The following is an 18,818-nucleotide window of genomic DNA, read 5'->3' as shown; positions in this document are numbered from 1 at the left end:
ACCAGCAACGAGCAGCGGACCGCAGCTCTGCAAGACTTCCTGCACACCTACAACCACCACCGCTGCCACACCGCACTCGGCGGCCAGCCACCGATCAGCCGTGTGAACAACGCTCCGGGTCAATACACCTAGCTGTGGGCGTAGACGTTCTCCACGAACGTCGCGATCTGGTCGTCCGTCAGGTGATGTGCGAGATCCGCCTCGCTGATCATGCCGACCAGCCGCTTGTTCTCCACCACCGGGAGCCGGCGGATCCGGTGGCTCTGCATCTCCTCCAGCACCTGCGACACGTCGGCGCTCGCCTCGATCCAGCGCGGTGTGCCGCGCGCCATGTCGCCGGCCGTCACGCGTGACGGGTCCCGGCCCTCGGCGACGCAGCCGACGACGATGTCCCGGTCGGTCAGAATGCCGCACATCCGCTCGTCGGCGTCGCTGATCGGCAACGCCCCGACGTCCAGGCGGCGCATCAGCTGCGCCGCGCGGTCCAGTGTCTCGGTGGCGGGAATCCACTCCGCGCCGGGGTGCATGATCTCTGCAGCCGTGGTCATGGTGACCTCCCGAACAGGGGGACGGGGTTCGTTCCACCGTCGCGGGTCACCGCCGCACGACGGGGGAAACCACTCCGTCGTCCAGCGCCGGTCACCGCACCCTCACAGGCCGGCGAGGCCGGCCAGCAGCCGGGCCTGCTGCATCAGACCGACGCTGCGGCCGAGGTCCTCGTCCTCGACCACCGACCACAGCACGTACTCCACGTGCCGGGCCACCGCCCACGCCCGCACCCGCTGCGGGTCGAGCCCCAGCTCCCCGGCGACCAGCGCCGTGCGGTGCGCCAGCACCCCGGGCGGATCCGCCGCGGCGAACGGGTCGTCGACCTGCTCCACCAGCGGCCACAGGTCGTACGCCGGATCGCCGCGCATCGGCTTAGGGTCGATGGCCAGCCACGGCCGCCGCCGCGCGGTCAGCACGTTGCCCGGGTTGAAGTCGCCGTGCAGCAGCACCTCCCGCCCGGCGCTCCCCGGCAGGTCGCGCAGCAGCCCGGCGCACAGCGCGAACAGGCCGGTGTCGACGCCCGCCGGCCACCGGCGCGCGGCCCGCTCCTCGGCCAGGTCCGCCCACTGAGCCGTCACGTCCGCCAGCCCCGGCAGCACGGGCCCCTCCGCGCCGGGGGGCGGCAGCGGCGCGGCCCACAGGTCCCGCAGCACGTCCGCCCCGTGCACCAGCCGCTCGTCCGCGGGCACGCCGTGCGACCTGCCCAGCTCGGTGCCCGGTACGCAGCGTTCCAGCAGCAACGCCTGCCGTTCCGGGTCGTAGGCATGCAGGCGCACCGCCCCGCCGCCGGCCCACAGCGCCAGCCCCGGTGCCTCGGCGAGCGCCTCGGGATGCGGCCACGTCACCTTCAGCACCAGCGGTTCCCCCGCGCCGGGGCCGGCTTCCCGCCGGGCCGGTGCCGCCCACGAGCAGCTTCCGCCGTGAAACGGTTCCTCCAGTCGCAGCCCCCACATCTCCCGGAGTTCGCCGAGCATCTCCGGCAGCGCCTCCAGCCACTTCCGGCCGCTCTCGTGCTGTCCCATCTCGGCCACACACGGCAGGGAGGCCGGTACCCGCAGGCTTCGCACCATGCCGGAATCCTCGCACCCTCGGGCAGAATGCGGTCATGTCCCGCAGCCTCGTCCTGATCGACGCTCCCTCCAACCTCGGCCTGCGCGCCCCGGCGCCGGGGGCCGTTCCCGGCTGCCACAAGCTGGCCGGCGCGCTGCGCGACGAAGGGCTGCTGCGGCGCCTCGGTGCCCGGGACGGCGGCGTCGTCGTGGCGCCGCGGTACGACCCGGGCGACTGGCGGCCGGGGGACGGTGTGTTCCACGCCGACCGGATCGCGGCCTACTCGCGTCGGCTCGCGGACCGCCTGGAAGAGCACGTGCGGGCGGGCGCGTTCCCGGTGGTGCTCGGCGGCGACTGCTCCATCGCGCTGGGAACCGCCCTGGCGCTGCGCCGCATCGGACGCTTCGGACTCGCCTACTTCGACGGCCACGACGACTTCCGCCACCCCGGCAACGCCCCGGCGGGCGTGGGGGCGGCGGGCGGCGAGGACGTCGCCCTGATCACCGGCCGCGGCCAGCGCGACCTCACCGACCTGGAAGGGCTCGGCCCGTCCCTCGCCGACGAGGACGTGTGGCTGCTCGGCCTGCGCGACCCGGTGAACGAGCCGGACAGCGCCCAACCCGAACTGAACCGCCTCGGCATCGGCTACGCCGCGGTGGCCGACGTCCGGCGCGACGGCCCGCCGGCCGTCGCCCGCGCCGCTCTCGCCCGGCTCGCCGACCACGAACTCGACGGCTTCTGGCTGCACATCGACGCCGACGTCCTCGATCCCTCGGTGATGCCCGCCGTCGACAGCCCCGACCCCGGCGGTCTCACTCTCGACGAACTGCGCGCTCTGCTGGGGCCGTTGGCCCGCTCGCCGCGCTGCGCGGGCTTCCAGCTCACCATCTACGACCCCGACCTGGACCCGGACGGGCGTTGCGCGGCCCTGCTGGCCGATCTGGTCGTGGACACCCTCGCCGGCTGAGCACCCCCGCTGCCCGCCGGGAGACCGCCGCCCGGCGCGCCCCGGCCCCCGCGCGCCCCGGGGCGCCCCCGCGACCCCCGCGCCGCCCGAACGGGCGAAGAACGGGCACGCCCCTGCCCGAAACGGGCGCCATCCGGGCAGCGCTCCCCCTGTCCGCCCCGGTAGAGCGCTCTCACCGCCGCCTCCGAACGGGCGAAACCGGTCAGCATCCCTCCCGCGCCGAGCCTGGTTGCGGCCCGTCCGGACCGGTAGAACTCTTCCCACAGGCCCGAACGGTCACCTCGATGCCCGTTCGGCAACCCCACGGGAGAGGGGCGCGGAGTCCGATGAGCGCGGAGGAACGGCAGCGGGAGATCGTCGGTACGGCCCGCCGTACCGGTTCGGTCGAGGTCGGCGCGCTCGCCGCCACCCTCGGGGTGGCACGCGAGACCGTGCGCCGCGACCTGCGCGTCCTGGAGTCCCACGGTCTCCTCCGGCGGACGCACGGCGGTGCGTACCCGGTGGAGAGCGCGGGCTTCGAGACCACCCTCGCCTTCCGCGGCACGCTGCACGTGCCCGAGAAGCGGCGGATCGCCGCGGCGGCCGCCGACCTGCTGGGCGACGCGGAGACGGTCTTCGTCGACGAGGGCTTCACCCCGCAGCTCATCGCCGAGGCCCTGCCGCGGGACCGGCAACTGACCGTCGTCACCGCCTCGCTCGCAGCCGCCGGAGTCCTGGCCGACGTGGACACCTTCACCGTGCTCCTCCTCGGCGGCCGGCTGCGCGGCGGCACCCTGGCCACGGTCGACCACTGGACCACGGCCATGCTCTCCGGATTCGTCATCGACCTGGCGTTCATCGGAGCCAACGGCGTCTCCCGCGAGCACGGCCTGACCACCCCCGACCCGGCCGTCAGCGAGGTGAAGGCCCAGGCCATCCGCAGCGCCCGGCGGAGAATCTTCGTCGGCGTGCACACCAAGTTCGGCGCGGTGAGCTTCTGCCGCTTCGCGCAGATCGGCGACTTCGAGTCCATCGTCACCTCCACCGGCCTGCCCGCGCCCGAAGCCCACCGCTACTCGCTGCTCGGACCCCAGGTCATCCGGGTCTGACCAGAACCCCCGACCGACCGCCCCGCATCCCCGGCACGACGAACCGGAGCCCCGCATGCGCACACGCATACCCTTTTCCGCCCCGACACCCCCTACCTCCCGGTCCCGGCGCGGTACCGCCCGCGCGGCCGTGGCCGCCGTCTCGGCGGCCGCCCTCCTCGCCGGCTGCGCCGGGGCGGGCGGCGGAAGCGAAGACGACCGTTCCATCAACGTCCTCATGGTGAACAACCCGCCGATGAAGACGCTGCAGAAGCTCACCGCCGAGCACTTCACCGAGAAGACCGGCATCACGGTCAACTTCACGGTGCTCCCGGAGAACCAGGTCCGCGACAAGATCAGCCAGGACTTCGCCAGCCAGGCAGGGCAGTACGACGTCGCCACCCTCAGCAACTACGAGACCCCGATCTACGCCGAGCGCGACTGGCTCTACGCCCTCGACCCCTACGTGCAGAAGGACGAGAAGTACGACCAGGACGACATCCTGACGTCCATGCAGCTCTCGCTCACGGGCGAGGACGGCAAGATCTACGCGGAGCCGTTCTACGGCGAGTCGTCGTTCCTGATGTACCGCAAGGACGTCTTCGCGAAGCACGGCCTGGAGATGCCCGAGAAGCCCACCTGGGACCAGGTCGCGGACCTGGCCGCCGACGTGGACGAGGCCGAGGCCGGTATGAAGGGCATCTGCCTGCGCGGACTGCCCGGCTGGGGGCAGGTCATCGCCCCGCTGACCACGGTCGTCAACACCTTCGGCGGCACCTGGTTCGACGAGAACTGGGAGGCGCAGCTGGACTCGCCGGAGTTCACCGAGGCCACGAAGTTCTACGTCGACCTGGTGCGCGAGCACGGTCAGGCGGGCCCCGCACAGGCCGGGTTCGCCGAGTGCCTCAACAGCATGACGCAGGGCAAGACCGCCATGTGGTACGACGCCACCGCCGGTGCCGGTGAACTGGAACGCGACGACTCCCCGGTCAAGGGCAAGGTCGGCTACGCCCCCGCCCCGGTGAAGGAGACCGAGAACTCGGGCTGGCTCTACACCTGGGCCCTCGGCATGCAGAAGGCGTCCGACAACCCCGACGACGCCTGGGAGTTCATCTCCTGGGCCACCGGCAAGGAGTACGAGCAGCTCGTCGGCGAGGAGGTCGGCTGGACCAGCGTCCCCGCCGGCAAGCGCACGTCGACCTACGACGACCCGCGCTACCAGAAGGAGGCCGGCGCCTTCGGCGACGACGTCTTCCAGGCCATCGAGAGCGCCGACCCCCGCGACCCGGGCGTGAAGAAGCGGCCCTACTCGGGCATCCAGTTCGTGGGCATACCCGAGTTCACCTCCCTCGGCACCGACGTCTCCCAGGAGATCAGCGCCGCGATCGCCGGCCGCCAGTCCGTCGAACAGGCCCTCGCCGACTCGCAGAAGCTGGCGGAGAAGGTCGGGGAGGAGTACCGGAACCGATGACCGCCACCCCGGCGACCACGTCCCCGTCGGACGCCGCCACCCGCGCCCCCCGGCCGGCCGGAGCACCGGCCGGGGGCGCCCGGCGGCTGCGCGACTGGGCGACCCGCGCCCCCCTGATGCCCGCCCTCGTCTTCCTCGTCGTCGTCACCCAGCTCCCGTTCGCGGCGACCCTCGTGATCTCCCTCTTCGACTGGAACTCCCTCTACCCCGAGGACCGCGAGTTCGCCGGCCTGTCCAACTTCGGGACCGTGCTCAGCACCCCCGAGCTGCGGGACGCCGTGCTGACCACGGCCGTGCTGACCGCCGCAGTCGTCCTGGTGAGTCTCGCGCTGGGCCTGGCCGTCGCCCTGCTGCTGGACCGCTCCTTCCGCGGCCGCGCACTGGTGCGCACCATGCTCATCGCACCGTTCCTGCTGGTGCCGGTCGCGGCGGCGCTGCTGTGGAAGCACATGCTGCTCAACCCGGAGTACGGTCTGGTCAACGGCGTGATCAACGCGCTCGCCGGACTCTTCGGCGTGGACGACCCGCCGCAGCCGGTGTGGATCTCCGAGATGCCGCTGATCGCCGTCGAGGCCGCGCTGATCTGGCAGTGGACGCCGTTCATGATGCTGATCCTGCTGGCCGGACTGCAGAGCCGCCCGCTCGACGTCATCGAGGCCGCGCGCATCGACGGCGCGGGAAGCTGGCAGATCTTCCGCCACATCACCCTGCCGCACCTGCGGCGCTACCTGGAACTGGGCGCCCTGCTCGGCTCGATCTTCATCGTGCAGAACTTCGACGCCGTCTACACCCTCACCTCCGGCGGACTGGGCACCGCCAACCTGCCGTACGCCATCTACCAGACCTTCTACAAGTCCCACGAGTACGGTCTCGCGTCCGCCGCGGGCGTCCTCGTCGTCATCGGCTCCATCGCGCTGGCGACCTTCGCGCTGCGCGTGGTGTCGTCCCTGTTCAGCGAGGAGGTGTCCCGCGGATGAGCACGCTCACCGCCCCCGCGCGCACCCGCCGCCCGAGGACGCCGGTCCCCGCGCCGGTGCGCCGGGCGCGCCGGCGCGGTTCGGCCCTGGCCCTGCTGGCCTGGGCGACCGGCATCCTGTTCTTCCTGCCGCTCGCGTGGATGGTGCTCACCTCCTTCCACTCCGAGCCGGACGCCGCGACCAACCCGCCGTCCCTCGCAGCGCCGCTGACGCTGGACGCCTACCGCACCTTCTTCTCCGCGGGCGGCGCCGACGGCCCGTGGCCGCCGCTGATCAACTCCATGACGGCGGCGCTGTGTTCGACACTCCTGGTGCTGCTGCTGGCGCTCCCCGCGGCGTACGCGCTGTCCCTCCGTCCGGTGCGCAAGTGGCGCGACGTGATGTTCTTCTTCCTGTCCACCAAGATGCTGCCGCTGGTCGCCGGCCTGCTGCCGGTCTACCTGTTCGCGAGCAACGCCGGACTGCTGGACAACATCTGGCTGCTGGTCGTCCTCTACACGGCCATGAACCTGCCCATCGCCGTGTGGATGCTCCAGTCCTTCCTCGCCGAGATCCCGGTCTCGGTCATCGAGGCCGCGCAGATCGACGGCGCCCGGCTGCCCACCGTGCTGCGCCGGGTGATCGCCCCCATCGCGGGGCCCGGCATGGCGGCCACCGCGCTGATCTGCTTCATCTTCAGCTGGAACGAGCTGCTGTTCGCCCTCGTGCTCACCGGCGTGCGGGCGGAGACCGCGCCGGTCTTCCTCACCAGCTTCATCACCAGCCAGGGACTGTTCCTGGCCAAGGTGTCCGCCGCCTCCCTCGCCATCTCCCTTCCGGTGCTCGTCGCCGGGTTCGCCGCCCAGGACAAGCTGGTCCAGGGCCTGTCGCTAGGAGCCGTGAAATGAAGGCCGCCCTCGTCGAAGCCCCCGGCAAGGTCTCCCTGACCACGGTGCCCGACCCCGCGCCCGGGCCCCGGCAGGTCGTGGTCGACGTCGCCGCGTGCGGGCTGTGCGGGACGGACCTGCACATCCTCCAGGGCGAGTTCGCCCCCACGCTGCCGGTGGTGCCCGGCCACGAGTTCGCCGGCGAGGTCGTCGGCGTCGGGAACGAGGTGACCGAGCTGGCGGTCGGCGACCGGGTCGCCGTCGACCCCTCGCTGTACTGCTACGAGTGCCGCTACTGCCGGGCCGGTCACAACAACCTCTGCGACCGGTGGGCCGCGATCGGCGTCACCACGGCCGGCGGCGCCGCCGAGTACGCCGTCGCCCCCGTCGCCAACTGCGTGAAGCTCCCGGACCACGTCCGCACCCAGGACGCGGCCCTCATCGAGCCGCTGTCCTGCGCCGTGCGCGGCTACGACGTGCTGCGCAGCAGCCTCGGCTCCCACGTGCTGATCTACGGCTCCGGCACGATGGGCCTGATGATGCTGGAACTGGCCAAGCGCACCGGCGCCGCCAGCGTCGACGTCCTCGACCTCAACCCGGCACGGCTGGCCACCGCGAAGCAACTCGGCTGCACGGGCGCCGCCGCCCGCGCGGAGGAGCTGGACCGCCCGCAGGGCTGGGACCTGGTCATCGACGCGACGGGCAACGCGGCGGCCATCCAGGACGGCCTCGGCCGCGTCGCCAAAGCCGGCACCTTCCTTCAGTTCGGCGTCGCGGACTACGCGACCACGGCCACCATCGACCCGTACCGCATCTACAACCAGGAGATCACCATCACCGGCTCCATGGCCGTCCTGCACAGCTACGAGCGCGCCGCCGAACTCTTCGCCGCCGGCGTCCTCGACCCCGACGTCTTCGTCTCCGACCGCATGCCGCTGGCCGACTACCCCGCCGCCCTCGACCGCTTCGCCGCCGGCCAGGGGCGCAAGATCCTCGTCGTCCCGTAGCCCCACCCGGGGCGCCCGCCTGCCGGGCCGGGGAACCCGGGCGCCGTCAGCGGCCGTGGCGGCCCTCGCCGGCGGTGAAGCGTGCGGCTCCCGCGAGGGCGTCGGGGAGGACCGCCACGCCGTGGGCGAACTCGCGGGCCAGAGCGGCCTCCTCGCCCTCCTCGCCCTCCTCGGCGCCTTCGGCGTCGAGGAGGGCGGCGCGGTCGCTGCGCAGGCACGCCTGGGGGAGGGCGGCGAGCTCGTGGGCCAGCCGTTCCGCGGCGGCGCGCGCCCCGCCGGTCGGCACGACGCGGTCGGCGAGGCCGATGGCGTGCGCCTCCGGCGCCGCGACCGGGCGTCCGGTCAGCACCATGTCGCGCGCCCGGCCCGCCCCCACCACGCGCGGCAGCCGCACCGTGCCGCCGTCGATCAGCGGCACGCCCCAGCGGCGGCAGAAGACGCCGAACACCGCGTCCTCCTCGGCCACGCGCAGGTCGCACCAGAGCGCGAGTTCCAGGCCGCCCGCGACCGCGTGGCCGGCGACCGCGGCGATCACCGGCTTGCCGAGCCGCATCCGGGTCGGCCCCATCGGGCCGTCGCCGTCGGCGGCGACCCGGTTGCCGCGCGGCGTACCCATGGCCTTGAGATCCGCCCCGGAGCAGAAGGTGCCGCCCTCGCCCCACAGCACCGCCACCGACGCCGACGTGTCCGCGTCGAAGCCTCGGAACGCCTCCGCGAGCGCCGCCGCCGTCGGCCCGTCGACCGCGTTGCGCGTCCCGGGCCGGGACAGCACGACCGTCGTGACCGGCCCGTCCCGTTCGACGCGGACGCTCACGCCCGCGCCCGTTCCAGTACGCCGCCCAGATCGGTGCCGGGCGGCAGCGTGCCGTAGGCGTGGCCCCACTCGCCGCCCAGCCGGGAGGCGCAGAACGCGTCCGCCACCGCCGGCGTGCTGTGGCGCACCAGCAGCGAGCCCTGGAGAACCAGCGTCAGCCGCTCCGCCAGCCGCCGGGCGGCGAGCTGCGCGGCGGCCGGGTCGGACAGCACCGCCAGGTCCTTGCGCAGCGCCGCGACCGCCGCGTCCAGGTGCCGGTCGGCGCCCGCCGCCGCGTCCACCTCGGCCAGCAGGGCGTCCAGCGTGGCGGGGTCCTTGGCCACGGCCCGCAGCACGTCCAGCGCGGCGACGTTCCCGGAGCCCTCCCAGAGGGACAGCAGCGGTGCCTCCCGGTACAGCCGCGGCATCCCCGACTCCTCCACGTAGCCGTTGCCGCCCAGGCACTCCAGGGCCTCCCCGACGTGCGCCGAACCCCGCTTGCACACGTGGTACTTGCCCGCCGCCAGGCCCAGCCGCCGCAACGCGGCCTCCCGTTCGTCGCCCGCCAGCGAACGGTCCAGCGCAGCGGCCAGCCGCAGACCCAGCACCGTCGCGGCCTCCGACTCGACGGCCAGGTCGGCCAGCACGTTCCGCATCAGCGGCTGCTCCAGGAGCGGCGCGCCGAACGCCCGGCGGTGCCGGGCGTGGTGCAGCGCCTGCCGCAGTCCGGCGCGCATGGCCGCCGCCGAGCCGAGGACACAGTCCAGCCGGGTCATGTTGACCATCTCCACGATGGTCCGCACGCCGCGTCCCGCCTCGCCGACCCGCCAGCCCACCGCGTCCTCGTACTCGATCTCCGAGGAGGCGTTGGAACGGTTGCCCAGCTTGTCCTTGAGGCGTTGCAGCCGCAGCGCGTTGCGGCTGCCGTCCGGGAGCACGCGGGGGAGGAGGAAGCAGGTCACCCCCTCCTCGGTCTGCGCGAGCGTCAGGAAGACGTCGCTCATCGGCGCGGAGGTGAACCACTTGTGCCCGGTGAGCCGGTACGTGCCGTCGCCGCCGCCGTCCGGCACCGCGCGTGTGGTGTTGGCGCGCACGTCCGACCCGCCCTGCTTCTCGGTCATCGACATGCCCGCGATGAGCCCGGCCTTGCCCAGCGGCGGGCGCAGGCCGAAGTCGTAGACGCGCGAGGCGAGCAGCGGCTCGTACAGCGCGGCCAGTGCCGGTTCGGCGCGCAGCGCGGGCACGGCCGCGTACGTCATGGAGACCGGGCAGCCGTGCCCGGCCTCGGCCTGCGACCACACGTAGAACTTCGCGGCCCGCAGCAGGTGTGCGCCCGCACCCGGTTCCGCCCAGGGCGCGGCGTGGAGTCCGTGGCGCACGGCGGTCGTCATCAGGCTGTGCCACGCCGGGTGGAACTCGACCTCGTCGATCCGGTGGCCGTACCGGTCGTGGCTGCGCAGCCGCGGCGGGTTCTCCTCGGCCTGCCGCGCCAGCTCCTGCGTCTCCGCGGACCCGGCGAGCTCCCCGAGCTCCCGCAGCTCCGCCTCGCCCTCGCCCGCGCCGTCCCGCCGCACGGCGTCCAGCAGGGCCGGCTCGTCCGCCGCGGTGAAGCCGGTCAGGGGCGGCGCCTGGTTGAAGACCTCGTGGGTAGCCATACCCCTGACATTACGCCTCTGGTGCACGTGGCGAGAAGAGGTAACCCGTTGCGCCCGCGCCCGATAGACTTCAGCAGCCCATGAACGACACCGCACCTGCGCACACGACCCTCGGGCTCCGTCCGCTGACGGCCCGCTCGATCGTCCTGAGCACCCTGCTCGGGCATCACCCGCCCCGGCTGCCCGCCCGCGTCCTGGTGCGGGTCGGGGAACTCTTCGGGGTCGCGGAGGGCACCGTGCGCGTCGCCCTGTCCCGCATGGTCGCCGCCGGAGACCTCGACCAGGACGGCCGGGGCTACGGTCTCACCGCCCGCCTGCTGCGCCGCCAGGCGCGCCAGGACGACAGCCGCGCGCCCCGGCTGCGGAGGTGGGACGGCGACTGGGAGATCGCCGTGGTCACCGCCGACCGCCGCCCCGCCGCCGAACGGGCCGCGCTGCGCCGCACCATGGCCCGCCTGCGTCTCGGCGAGCTCCGCGAGGGCACCTGGGTGCGGCCCGCGAACCTGGACCGCGCGCTGGACGCGGACGTCCTGGGCCCCTGCACGGTCTTCACCGGTGCCGCCCCGGTCGGGGAGGACCCCGTCGCGCTCGCGGCCCGCCTGTGGGACCTGCCCGACTGGGCCCGCCGCGCCGGCGAGCTCGCCGCCGCCCTCGATCGGGCGGAGGACCTGGCCGACCGGTTCACGGTCTCGGCGGCGGCGCTGCGGCACCTGCTCGCGGACCCGGTGCTCCCCGCCGCCCTGCTGCCCGGAGACTGGCCGGGCGCCGGTCTGCGGCTGCGCTACGACACCTTCGAGGGCGAACTGTGCGAGGTGCTGCGCCGGCACGTCACCTCCGCGGCGGACACCGGGGAATGAGCGCCGCGCCCCGGGTCGTTCCCCGGGTATGAAGGCAATCGTCACGAACGGCTACGACGGACCCGACGGACTGGAGCTCACCGAGCAGCCCGACCCGAAGGTCGCCCCCGACCACGTGCTCGTCCGGGTGAAGGCCGCGGGAGTCAACCCCGTCGACTGGAAGGTCGCCTCCGGCGGCCTCGACGCGCTCTACGAGACCCGGTTCCCGCTGATCCCCGGCTGGGACGTCTCCGGCGTGGTGGAGGCGCTCGGCGTCGATGCCACCGAGTTCGAGATCGGCGACGAGGTCATCGGCTACCTGCGCAAGGACGAGATCGGACACGGCACGTACGCCGAACTCGTCGCCGCACCGGTCCGGGCACTCGCCCGCAAGCCGTCCTCGCTGAGCTGGGAGCAGGCGGCCGGTCTGCCGCTCGCCGGCCTGACGGCCCACCAGGCGCTGCACCGCCTGGGCGTCACCGGCGGCGACACGGTCCTCGTGCACGCCGCGGCCGGGGGCGTGGGCTCCATGGCCGTGCAGATCGCCGTCGCCCTCGGTGCCCGGGTCATCGGCACCGCGAGCGAGCGGAACCACGACTACCTGCGGAGCCTGGGCGCCGAACCCGTCGCCTACGGCGACGGACTCGCGGAACGGGTGCGCGCCCTCGCCCCGGGAGGCGTCGACGCGGCGGTGGACTTCGTCGGCGGCGACGCCGTGGAGGTCTCCCGGCAGGTGCTGAAGAAGGCCGAACGGGTGCTGTCCGTCGTGGATCCGCAGGTGCGCGAGGAGGGCGGCCGGTACCTGTTCGTACGGCCCGACGCCGCCGGTCTCACCGCGCTGGGCGACCTCGCCGACGCCGGGCGCCTCGCCGTCCACGTGGACCGGACCCTTCCCCTCGCCCGGGCCGCCGAGGCGTGGCGGGCGAGCCGGGAGGGCCGCACCCGCGGAAAGATCGTCCTCCAGGTCTCCTGACCGGGGGAAACCTCCTGCCCCGGACGCGGTCACCTCGGGGCGCCCGCGCAGTCGCCGGGGCGCGGACCGGGCAGCAGCCGGGGAGCGGGCCGGGGGCCGGCCCGCTCCCCGCGCGGCGTCAGACCCTGACGATGCGCCAGGAGGTGTTGAAGTGGCACTGGCCCGACATCGGGTTCGTCTGGTCGATGACGAAACCGGTGAGCGCGTCGCCGTTCCAGCCGCAGATCCACTGACCGCTCTGCGGAGCGGCGACCAGGTGGCCGGGGTAGTTGCCGCCGCACCGGTACGGGTCGATCTGGAGGGACACGTACCCCGCGGGGATGCCGCTGCACGACCAGGTGGCCTGCATCCCGATGCTCTCCGGGGCCGCCGCCGGCGCGGCCTGGGCGACACCGCCCGGAAGGACGACCGCCAGTGCGGTCACCGCAGCCGCCGCGAAGGCCCGCGTACCGAATCTCGCCATTGCTCTCTCCTTGTGGTTGGCGTGTACGCGACGAACGCTACGAGCGGTCGCACCCCGGCGTGGAGTACCCGCCTGTCTCACACCGCTCTCATCCGGTCGCGGCGAGATGTGCGGCGAGGCGCTCCACCGCTTCCGTCAGCCGCCGGAAGTAGGTGGCCTTGCTGATCGCCAGCGACCGGGAGATCGCGGCGGACGTGGCGCCCGGTTCGAGGTACCGCTGCGTCAGAACGGTCCGGAGCTGCTCCTCGCGCCGCCCCTCGCCGAACGCCGCGGCCACGCCGTCCCGCAGCACCGCGCGCACCGACTCCGCGCGCTCCTCCACCGCGCCGCCGGAGGCGAGCGGGTGCCGGGCCAGCTCGGTCGCCACGGTGTACTGCTCGAGCGCCGTCCGCACGTCGTCCACGGCCGGGGCCGGCCGCGGGGCGGAGGACCGGCCGAGCTCGCGCAGGACCAGGGCGCGCTGGTGCCCGTGCAGCCCTCCCGGCCCGTAGTCGATCCAGTAGGCGCACACCGGCCTGCCGTCCACGACCGTGTCCAGCTCGGGCACCAGCGTGCCGCCCGCCGCGAGGCAGAACGCGTGCAGCCGCTGGTGGTGCTGGAACAACGGCACGACGGCGTGCCGAGGGTTCGCCACGTCCGCGCGCAGCGCCACCGCGATGTTGAGCATCGCCAGCGCGCTGCCGGTCTCCGGGGCCTCGCCGGTCAGGTCGACGCTGTCCCGCCACACGACCACCTCCCCGGACCCGCAGGCCCGCTCGGCGAACCGCAGGCACCCGCGCCCGAAGGCGTCGTCCGCGAGCACCGAGGAGGGCGCCGACCCCGGAGTCAGCCAGATCGCGTACCCCACGGGCGCGCCCCCGGCGTCCCGCGCGACCACCACGTTGCGCGGCGACAGCCGGTGGTACGGCTCGCTGGCCGCCCACCACTCCCGGTAGCCCCGTCCGGCGAGAGCGGTGCCGAGCACCTCCGCGTCGCCGGCACGGATCCGGTCCGCGTGGTAGCGGGAACTGCCGTCCCAGCAGTACGCCCACCGCAGCTCCGGGCTCCGCAGCAGATGCGCCAGGTCGGTGATGACCGTCCGGTCTCCCAGCAGCGCCCGCCGGTGCAGGTGCTCGGCCACCCGGCCGCGCAGCGTTCGTTCCCTGGCCGGCCGGGCGCCGAGCAGGCTGTCCCGCATCGGTTCCCGGACGGCGTCGTGCAGCGTCACCGTGTCGCCGACCCGGTCGACGAAGGGCAGTCCCGACAGCCAGCCGAACGAGCCCTCCGCGTCGCCGCCCGCGTCCAGGGTCTCCGCGAGCAGCTCGAGCGTCGTCCGTCTGGCGATGGCGCAGGTGGCGAGCGCGTCGTAGTGCGTGGTGTCCCACTCGACCGCGGTCGTCAGCCGGACCAGCGTCGCCACCAGGCCCGGCTCGGGCGCCACCCGGCCGTGCCGGTGGTAGGCGCCCGCCGCCAGCACGAGGGCGAGCGGCGAGCCCGCCGTCCACCGCGTGATCTCCCGTGCCGGCACGGCCGGGACGCCGTGCTCGGCGAGCAGCTCGACGGAGCCCTCGGCGCTCAGTTCGGCCAGTTCCACCCCGAGGGCGACCTGCGCCCAGCCCCCGCCGAACCAGCCGGGGTCCGGGCTGCTGCGCCCGGCGATCACCACGACGACGTCCCCGGGCAGCCGGGGCAGCACCTCCTCGCGCAGCTCCTTCGCCCCGGCGGCGATGCGTTCGAACCCGTCGAGGAACACCACCGTGCCGGGGGTGACGTCGTGCAGCACGGCCGCCAGCGCGGCGGGGAGCGGGTCGATGGTCCGGGCGTCGACCCATCGGGTCGCGCGCCCGTCCGCGCGGGCGGCGGCCGCCGCCGCGTGCAGGAGCGTCGTCTTGCCGATCCCGCCGGGGCCGTGCACCAGGAGCACGTTGCGGTCGAGCGCCCCGGCCAGCACCCGGCCGAACAGCTCCAGCTCGCGGCCGCGCCCGACCAGGCGGCCGGCCCGCCGGGCCACGCGCTCACCGATCGTCCTACCGTCCATCCCCACCCGTTCCCCGTCGCCCGGTTCCCTGTGTCCGGGGCTCGGGAGAAACGGTACGGAAGGCGCGCCGCCGGGGGTACCGCCGGAGGCGGGGGGCCAGGCTACGGGCGTGCGACCGGTGCGCGGTCGACGTACTCGAAGACGGCGCCGTCGGGGTGGCGGGCGACGACGTTGCGGCCGGCGGGGGTGGACTGGGGGCCGGCGATGATCTCCGCGCCCACGGCGCCGAGGTCGGCCAGCGCCTCGTCGACGTCCGCGACGGCGATCGTCGCGGCGATCTTCCGCAGCACCTCCAGGTGGCCCTCCGGCCCGCTCATCAGGAAGAAGGGCCCCACGGCGGCGACCGACACCGGCCCGGTGGTGAAGCGGTGGGCCTCGGCCCCGGTGAGCTTCTCGTACACCGGAATGGCGGCGTCCAGGTCGTCGACGCAGATCCGAAGCGAGGTCCCGTGAATCTCCATGCCCGGCAGCCTAGTTGTTCCCGGTCAGCACCGACACCGCCCCGGCCCGCAGCGTGCGGACCGGGGCGGTGTCGGTGACCGCGGACCGCGGGCGGCCCCCGGTCACGCGGCGCCGGGCGCCTGGTCCTGGCCGGTCGCCGGACCGCCGTAGGGCCAGCGCAGCAGGGCGCCGAGACCGCCGACGGGCAGCCCGTCCGGGACGTCGGGCTCCAGGTCGCCGCTGCGCACGCACAGCACCTCCGCGCCGGTGGCCGCGGCCGAACGCAGCAGCGCGTCGTCGGCGCGGGCCGCCGACGGCTGCGGGTCGCCCAGATACCGGCTGTCCGCGCGGCGTACGGCGATCTGGTCCGGCGCGTCCCCGACCCAGACCTCGCGATGCCGTTCCGCGCCGTCCGGACGGATCAGCAGCGCTCCGATGCGGTGCTCGCGCGCCGCCTCGACCAGCGTGGGCACCCCCTCGGTGGCGGAGGTGCGGCCCTCGCCGTCCGGGACGCGCCCGGCACGGAAGCGGTCCATGGCCCGGGCGACCTCCTGCTGCGCGTGCCGCTGCCGGGCACGGTCGGTCTCCTCGGCGAGGAGCTGCTGCCCCTTCTCCGCGTCGCCGCCCTGGTCGTGATCCTCCCGTCCGCCGTGCTCCGCCTCCACGGCACGCGCGCTCAGGTACTCCGGCAGCGCGTCGTGCACGGCACGCACCATGCGGCGGTCGCCGGCGAGGACGACCAGTTCGGCGCCGGACCGCTCGTAGCTCTCGCGCACCTCCTCGGCGACCGCCGAGGCGTTCTGCTCCCAGGTGTTCTCCACGGAGTTCTGGAACTTCCGCTCGGACCAGTCACCCGACGCCGTGCGGTGCACGGGCCAGTCCCGGCCGTGCACGCGGCCGGCGTCCCCGCGGCCGCCGAAGGAGTCCTGCAGCCGCAGTTCGGCGCCCGTGCGGTCGACACGTGCGACCAGCGCCGCCGGCAGCCCCCGCCGCCAGCTCCGGCAGCGGCCCCACGTGCGGCAGCGCCGACCAGCACACCTCCGGCCCGCCCGGCGGGGCCGAGGCCAGCGGCACGCGCAGGACGACCTCTCCGTCCGCGGCGAACACGGCGTGGCCGGGCGGTGCGGCCGACCGGGGCAGCGCGTCGAGCGCGCCGTGGACCGCCCGGCAGGTGGCGGCGTCCGCGCCCTGCTCGTGCAGCCGGTCGGAGACGGCGCGGGCGTTCAGCTCCTGGCGTGTCGCGGCGTCCTCCGTGGCGACGTCGGTGCCGACGTGGACGGACGCCCACGGGCCGGGACGGTCGTACAGGGGGTCCAGGAATGCGAGCTTCATGTCTCCCTCCTTGTAACGGCGCGGAACGGGTACCCGTGCGCCGCCGGACGACACGGGACCGGTGTGCACGAGGAGGGTGCCATGGGTATCGATCCGCGGGAGCTGTCGGACGCCCAGCTGCTGAAGGAGCTGGAGACGATCCACCGGACCCGTCACGACGCGCTGCTGCACGGTTCCCCGGACGCGCTGAGCGCCCACAACGCGCGCATGGCGGAGCTGGAGGGCGAGTACCTGCGCCGCAACCCGCAGCGGCCGGTCGCCCCGGGCCGTACGCGCAAGGGCGCACGGGAACGGGGGCGGGAGGACTGCTGAGCGGCCGTCCTCCCGCCCGCCGCCCGGCTCACCCGGCCCCGTCCCCCGCCCGGGCCGACGCCGGCGGAGTGACCGTCACAGCGGCTGGACCCGGATGTCGCGGAAGGTGACGACGTCCGAGGTGCCGTGCGTCTGGAGCCCGAGATGCCCCGTCGGGTGCTGCCGCCCGTCCGTGCCCGGGTCGTCGCCGCGCGGCGGGGAGAAGAGCTGCCCCGGCGCGTTCTCGAACGCGTTGATCAGGCGTCCGTTGCGGTAGACGGTCCAGTGCCGGCCGACGACCCGGACCTCGTAGTCGTTCCAGACGCCCTTCGGCATCACGTTCGACTCGCCCCGGGTGACGACGTCGAAGCCGTAGACGGACCCGGTCTTGTACTGGTCGCCGCCGGCCGCGTCGTTGATCTGCACCTCGTGCCCGTACCTGATGGCCACCCACTCCGGCCGCGGCTCCTCCGGGTGGTCGTGCACGCCGGGGAAGCGGACGAAGACGCCGCTGTTGGCGTTCCGGTCGCCGGGTGCGTCGTCGCGGAACTGGAGCTTCAGCGAGAAGTCGCCGTACGGCTGCTCGGGGAACCACAGCATGCCCATCCCGGGGACGCTGCCGCTGGAGGTGATCGAACCGTCGGAGTTCCGCGTGAAGGCGCCGCCGCCGACGTGCTCCCACCGCTCGAACGACTCCCGGCTGCCGTCGAGGAGCGCCCGGTAGCCGTGCGCCCCCTCGTGGCCGACGCCGGAGCGCCGCGCGGCCTCCATGATCGCCGCGCGTTCCTCCCGGTCGATCACGCCGTTCTCGCGGAGCTGCGCGAGGACTCCGCGGACGTGGGTCCGGAACGCCTTGCGCCCGTCCCAGTGGGCTTCGTCCTCGATCAGCTCGTTGACGGTGCAGCCGCCGGGGGCCTCGCGGTTGGGTACGCCGGTGAAGCCGCTCGCCTCCGCCCCGACCACCACCAGCGGCCGGTCGTCGCGCTCCGGGCACCCGGGGTCCGGTTCGCCGCCGTCGTCGCCGACCACGGTGAACGTGACGGTCGAGGTCTGTGAGGTGTTCCCGGCGTGGTCGGTGGCGCGGTAGGCCACCGTGTGTTCGCCCTCCGCGTGGAACATCACCGGCTCGGTGTACGGGCCGAACGCGCCGCCGCCCACGGCGTACTCCACGCCCGCCACACCCGAGTCCTCGTCCTGCGCCCGGAGGGAGAGCGTGGCCATGGCGAGGTAGTCGCCGTCGGCGTTCTGCTCGCCGTCCACGGTGGCCGTGACCTCGGGCGGGGTGGTGTCGCCCGGCGGCGGCCCGACGACGGTGAACGTCACGGACCGCTCCTGCGAGACGTTGCCGGCCTTGTCGGTGGCCCGGTACCGGACGGTGTGCTCGCCGGGGGCGTCCACCAGCACCGGCGCCTCGTACGCCGTCCAGCCGGCGCCGTCGACGGCGTAGTCGACGCGGTCGACGCCGGAGGAGTCGTCGGTGGCGTCGAGGGTCACCGTGGCGCCGCCGAGGTAGTCGCCGTCGGCGTTCTGCTCGCCGTCCACGTCGGCGGTCGCCTCCGGCGGCGTGGTGTCCTCGCCGCCGCCGGTGACGACCAGTTCGCCCTGCATCTGCCCGTGGCCCGGAATCGCGCAGTAGTAGTGGTAGACGCCGGGGGAGAGGTCGACCGTCACCTCGTGCCGGCCGCCGTTCGCGTCGCCGGGATCGGCGAGGATGTTCACCGACACGTCCGAGTTGTAGTCCGGGTCGGACGTGGTGAAGGTGAGCGTGTGCGGCATGCCGGTGGTGTTGCCCGTGGCGGCGCTGTTCTCGAACACCAGCGTCGCCTCCCCGGCCACCGCCCGGGCGGGTGCCGAGGCGTACGCGGTGATGTCGTCGCCCGCGGTCCAGGTGAGCAGCTGCGCGGCGGCCCGGTCCCCGCCGCCGGGCGCGGCCGCGGGCGCCGGGGGCTGCGCCTGCGCGGCCGGCAGCACGGTCAGCGACAGTGCCGCGGCGAGCAGCGCCACCAGCAGGGCGAACGGCCGCCCGCGCCTCCGGACGCGGATGTGTGCGGGTCGGTGCATGG

The 18,818-nt window shown here is 74.3% G+C and carries 17 protein-coding genes and 2 pseudogenes; 10 read left to right on the top strand and 9 right to left on the bottom strand.

Annotation, left to right across the window (positions count from 1 at the left end; translation table 11 throughout):
• A pseudogene (locus RM572_RS15380) lies at positions 1 to 132 on the top strand (integrase core domain-containing protein); the annotation flags it as partial.
• On the opposite strand, the gene RM572_RS15375 reads toward RM572_RS15380, so the two are convergent.
• Positions 129 to 548, bottom strand: a complete 420-nt coding sequence (locus tag RM572_RS15375) for a CBS domain-containing protein (protein WP_311673915.1) — start codon at positions 546 to 548, stop codon at positions 129 to 131. The pseudogene RM572_RS15380 and the gene RM572_RS15375 overlap by 4 nt on opposite strands.
• A gap of 102 nt (positions 549 to 650) precedes the next feature.
• Positions 651 to 1,619 carry an aminoglycoside phosphotransferase family protein gene (locus tag RM572_RS15370; protein WP_311673914.1) on the bottom strand — a complete coding sequence of 323 codons (969 nt, stop codon included), beginning with the start codon at positions 1,617 to 1,619 and terminating at the stop codon, positions 651 to 653.
• A 35-nt stretch (positions 1,620 to 1,654) separates the two neighbouring features.
• On the opposite strand from RM572_RS15370, the gene RM572_RS15365 reads away from it, so the two are divergent.
• The 6 genes from RM572_RS15365 (at position 1,655) to RM572_RS15340 (ending at position 7,954) form a co-directional block, all read left to right on the top strand.
• Positions 1,655 to 2,566 carry an arginase family protein gene (locus RM572_RS15365; RefSeq protein WP_311673913.1) on the top strand — a complete coding sequence of 304 codons (912 nt, stop codon included), beginning with the start codon at positions 1,655 to 1,657 and terminating at the stop codon, positions 2,564 to 2,566.
• Positions 2,567 to 2,892: 326 nt separating this feature from the next.
• On the top strand, positions 2,893 to 3,654 hold the full coding sequence (locus RM572_RS15360; protein ID WP_311673912.1) for a DeoR/GlpR family DNA-binding transcription regulator: 762 nt from the start codon (positions 2,893 to 2,895) through the stop codon (positions 3,652 to 3,654).
• A 55-nt stretch (positions 3,655 to 3,709) separates the two neighbouring features.
• Entirely contained in the window at positions 3,710 to 5,104 is a 1,395-nt protein-coding gene (locus tag RM572_RS15355; RefSeq protein WP_311673911.1) for an ABC transporter substrate-binding protein, read from the top strand.
• Entirely contained in the window at positions 5,101 to 6,081 is a 981-nt protein-coding gene (locus tag RM572_RS15350; protein ID WP_311673910.1) for a carbohydrate ABC transporter permease, read from the top strand. Before RM572_RS15355 ends, RM572_RS15350 begins: the two co-directional genes overlap by 4 nt.
• On the top strand, positions 6,078 to 6,968 hold the full coding sequence (locus tag RM572_RS15345; RefSeq protein ID WP_311673909.1) for a carbohydrate ABC transporter permease: 891 nt from the start codon (positions 6,078 to 6,080) through the stop codon (positions 6,966 to 6,968). Before RM572_RS15350 ends, RM572_RS15345 begins: the two co-directional genes overlap by 4 nt.
• Positions 6,965 to 7,954, top strand: coding sequence for a zinc-dependent alcohol dehydrogenase family protein (locus RM572_RS15340; RefSeq protein ID WP_311673908.1), 990 nt, complete (start codon positions 6,965 to 6,967; stop codon positions 7,952 to 7,954). The genes RM572_RS15345 and RM572_RS15340 overlap by 4 nt, the downstream gene beginning before the upstream one ends.
• Positions 7,955 to 8,000: 46 nt before the next feature.
• Here RM572_RS15340 and RM572_RS15335 read toward each other — a convergent pair whose 3' ends face one another.
• Together RM572_RS15335 and RM572_RS15330 are read right to left on the bottom strand one after the other, a co-directional pair.
• Positions 8,001 to 8,768 (bottom strand): crotonase/enoyl-CoA hydratase family protein, encoded by a 768-nt coding sequence (locus RM572_RS15335; protein WP_311673907.1) that lies wholly within the window; start codon positions 8,766 to 8,768, stop codon positions 8,001 to 8,003.
• Positions 8,765 to 10,402 carry an isovaleryl-CoA dehydrogenase gene (locus tag RM572_RS15330; protein ID WP_311673906.1) on the bottom strand — a complete coding sequence of 546 codons (1,638 nt, stop codon included), beginning with the start codon at positions 10,400 to 10,402 and terminating at the stop codon, positions 8,765 to 8,767. The genes RM572_RS15335 and RM572_RS15330 overlap by 4 nt, the downstream gene beginning before the upstream one ends.
• 80 nt (positions 10,403 to 10,482) lie before the next feature.
• Here RM572_RS15330 and RM572_RS15325 point away from each other — a divergent pair, with 80 nt between their 5' ends.
• Both RM572_RS15325 and RM572_RS15320 read left to right on the top strand, forming a co-directional pair.
• Positions 10,483 to 11,259, top strand: coding sequence for a PaaX family transcriptional regulator C-terminal domain-containing protein (locus RM572_RS15325; protein ID WP_311673905.1), 777 nt, complete (start codon positions 10,483 to 10,485; stop codon positions 11,257 to 11,259).
• 28 nt (positions 11,260 to 11,287) lie between these two features.
• Positions 11,288 to 12,211: an NADP-dependent oxidoreductase gene (locus RM572_RS15320; protein WP_311673904.1), complete on the top strand. Its 924-nt coding sequence runs from the start codon at positions 11,288 to 11,290 to the stop codon at positions 12,209 to 12,211.
• A 118-nt stretch (positions 12,212 to 12,329) separates the two neighbouring features.
• Here the strand turns inward: RM572_RS15320 and RM572_RS15315 are convergent, their stop codons facing one another.
• The 4 genes and pseudogenes from RM572_RS15315 to RM572_RS15300 form a co-directional block, all read right to left on the bottom strand.
• Positions 12,330 to 12,674, bottom strand: coding sequence for a hypothetical protein (locus RM572_RS15315; protein WP_311673903.1), 345 nt, complete (start codon positions 12,672 to 12,674; stop codon positions 12,330 to 12,332).
• A gap of 88 nt (positions 12,675 to 12,762) precedes the next feature.
• Positions 12,763 to 14,691: a hypothetical protein gene (locus RM572_RS15310; RefSeq protein WP_311673902.1), complete on the bottom strand. Its 1,929-nt coding sequence runs from the start codon at positions 14,689 to 14,691 to the stop codon at positions 12,763 to 12,765.
• Positions 14,692 to 14,792: 101 nt separating this feature from the next.
• Positions 14,793 to 15,152, bottom strand: coding sequence for a VOC family protein (locus RM572_RS15305; RefSeq protein ID WP_027762144.1), 360 nt, complete (start codon positions 15,150 to 15,152; stop codon positions 14,793 to 14,795).
• Between the two features lie 102 nt (positions 15,153 to 15,254).
• A pseudogene (locus RM572_RS15300) lies at positions 15,255 to 16,464 on the bottom strand (baeRF2 domain-containing protein).
• 81 nt (positions 16,465 to 16,545) lie between these two features.
• Between RM572_RS15300 and RM572_RS15295 the strand changes: the two are divergent.
• Complete coding sequence (locus RM572_RS15295; protein ID WP_311673901.1) at positions 16,546 to 16,776, top strand: DUF6158 family protein; 231 nt, start codon at positions 16,546 to 16,548, stop codon at positions 16,774 to 16,776.
• Positions 16,777 to 16,851: 75 nt separating this feature from the next.
• On the opposite strand, the gene RM572_RS15290 is transcribed toward RM572_RS15295, so the two are convergent.
• Positions 16,852 to 18,816 carry an OmpL47-type beta-barrel domain-containing protein gene (locus RM572_RS15290; RefSeq protein ID WP_311673900.1) on the bottom strand — a complete coding sequence of 655 codons (1,965 nt, stop codon included), beginning with the start codon at positions 18,814 to 18,816 and terminating at the stop codon, positions 16,852 to 16,854.
• Positions 18,817 to 18,818 lie beyond the last annotated feature (2 nt).

Source organism: Streptomyces hazeniae (genome assembly GCF_031845485.1).
GTDB lineage: Bacteria > Actinomycetota > Actinomycetes > Streptomycetales > Streptomycetaceae > Streptomyces > Streptomyces hazeniae.
The sequence above is the reverse complement of the archived record's forward strand: the minus strand, read 5'-3'. Positions and strand labels throughout refer to the sequence as shown.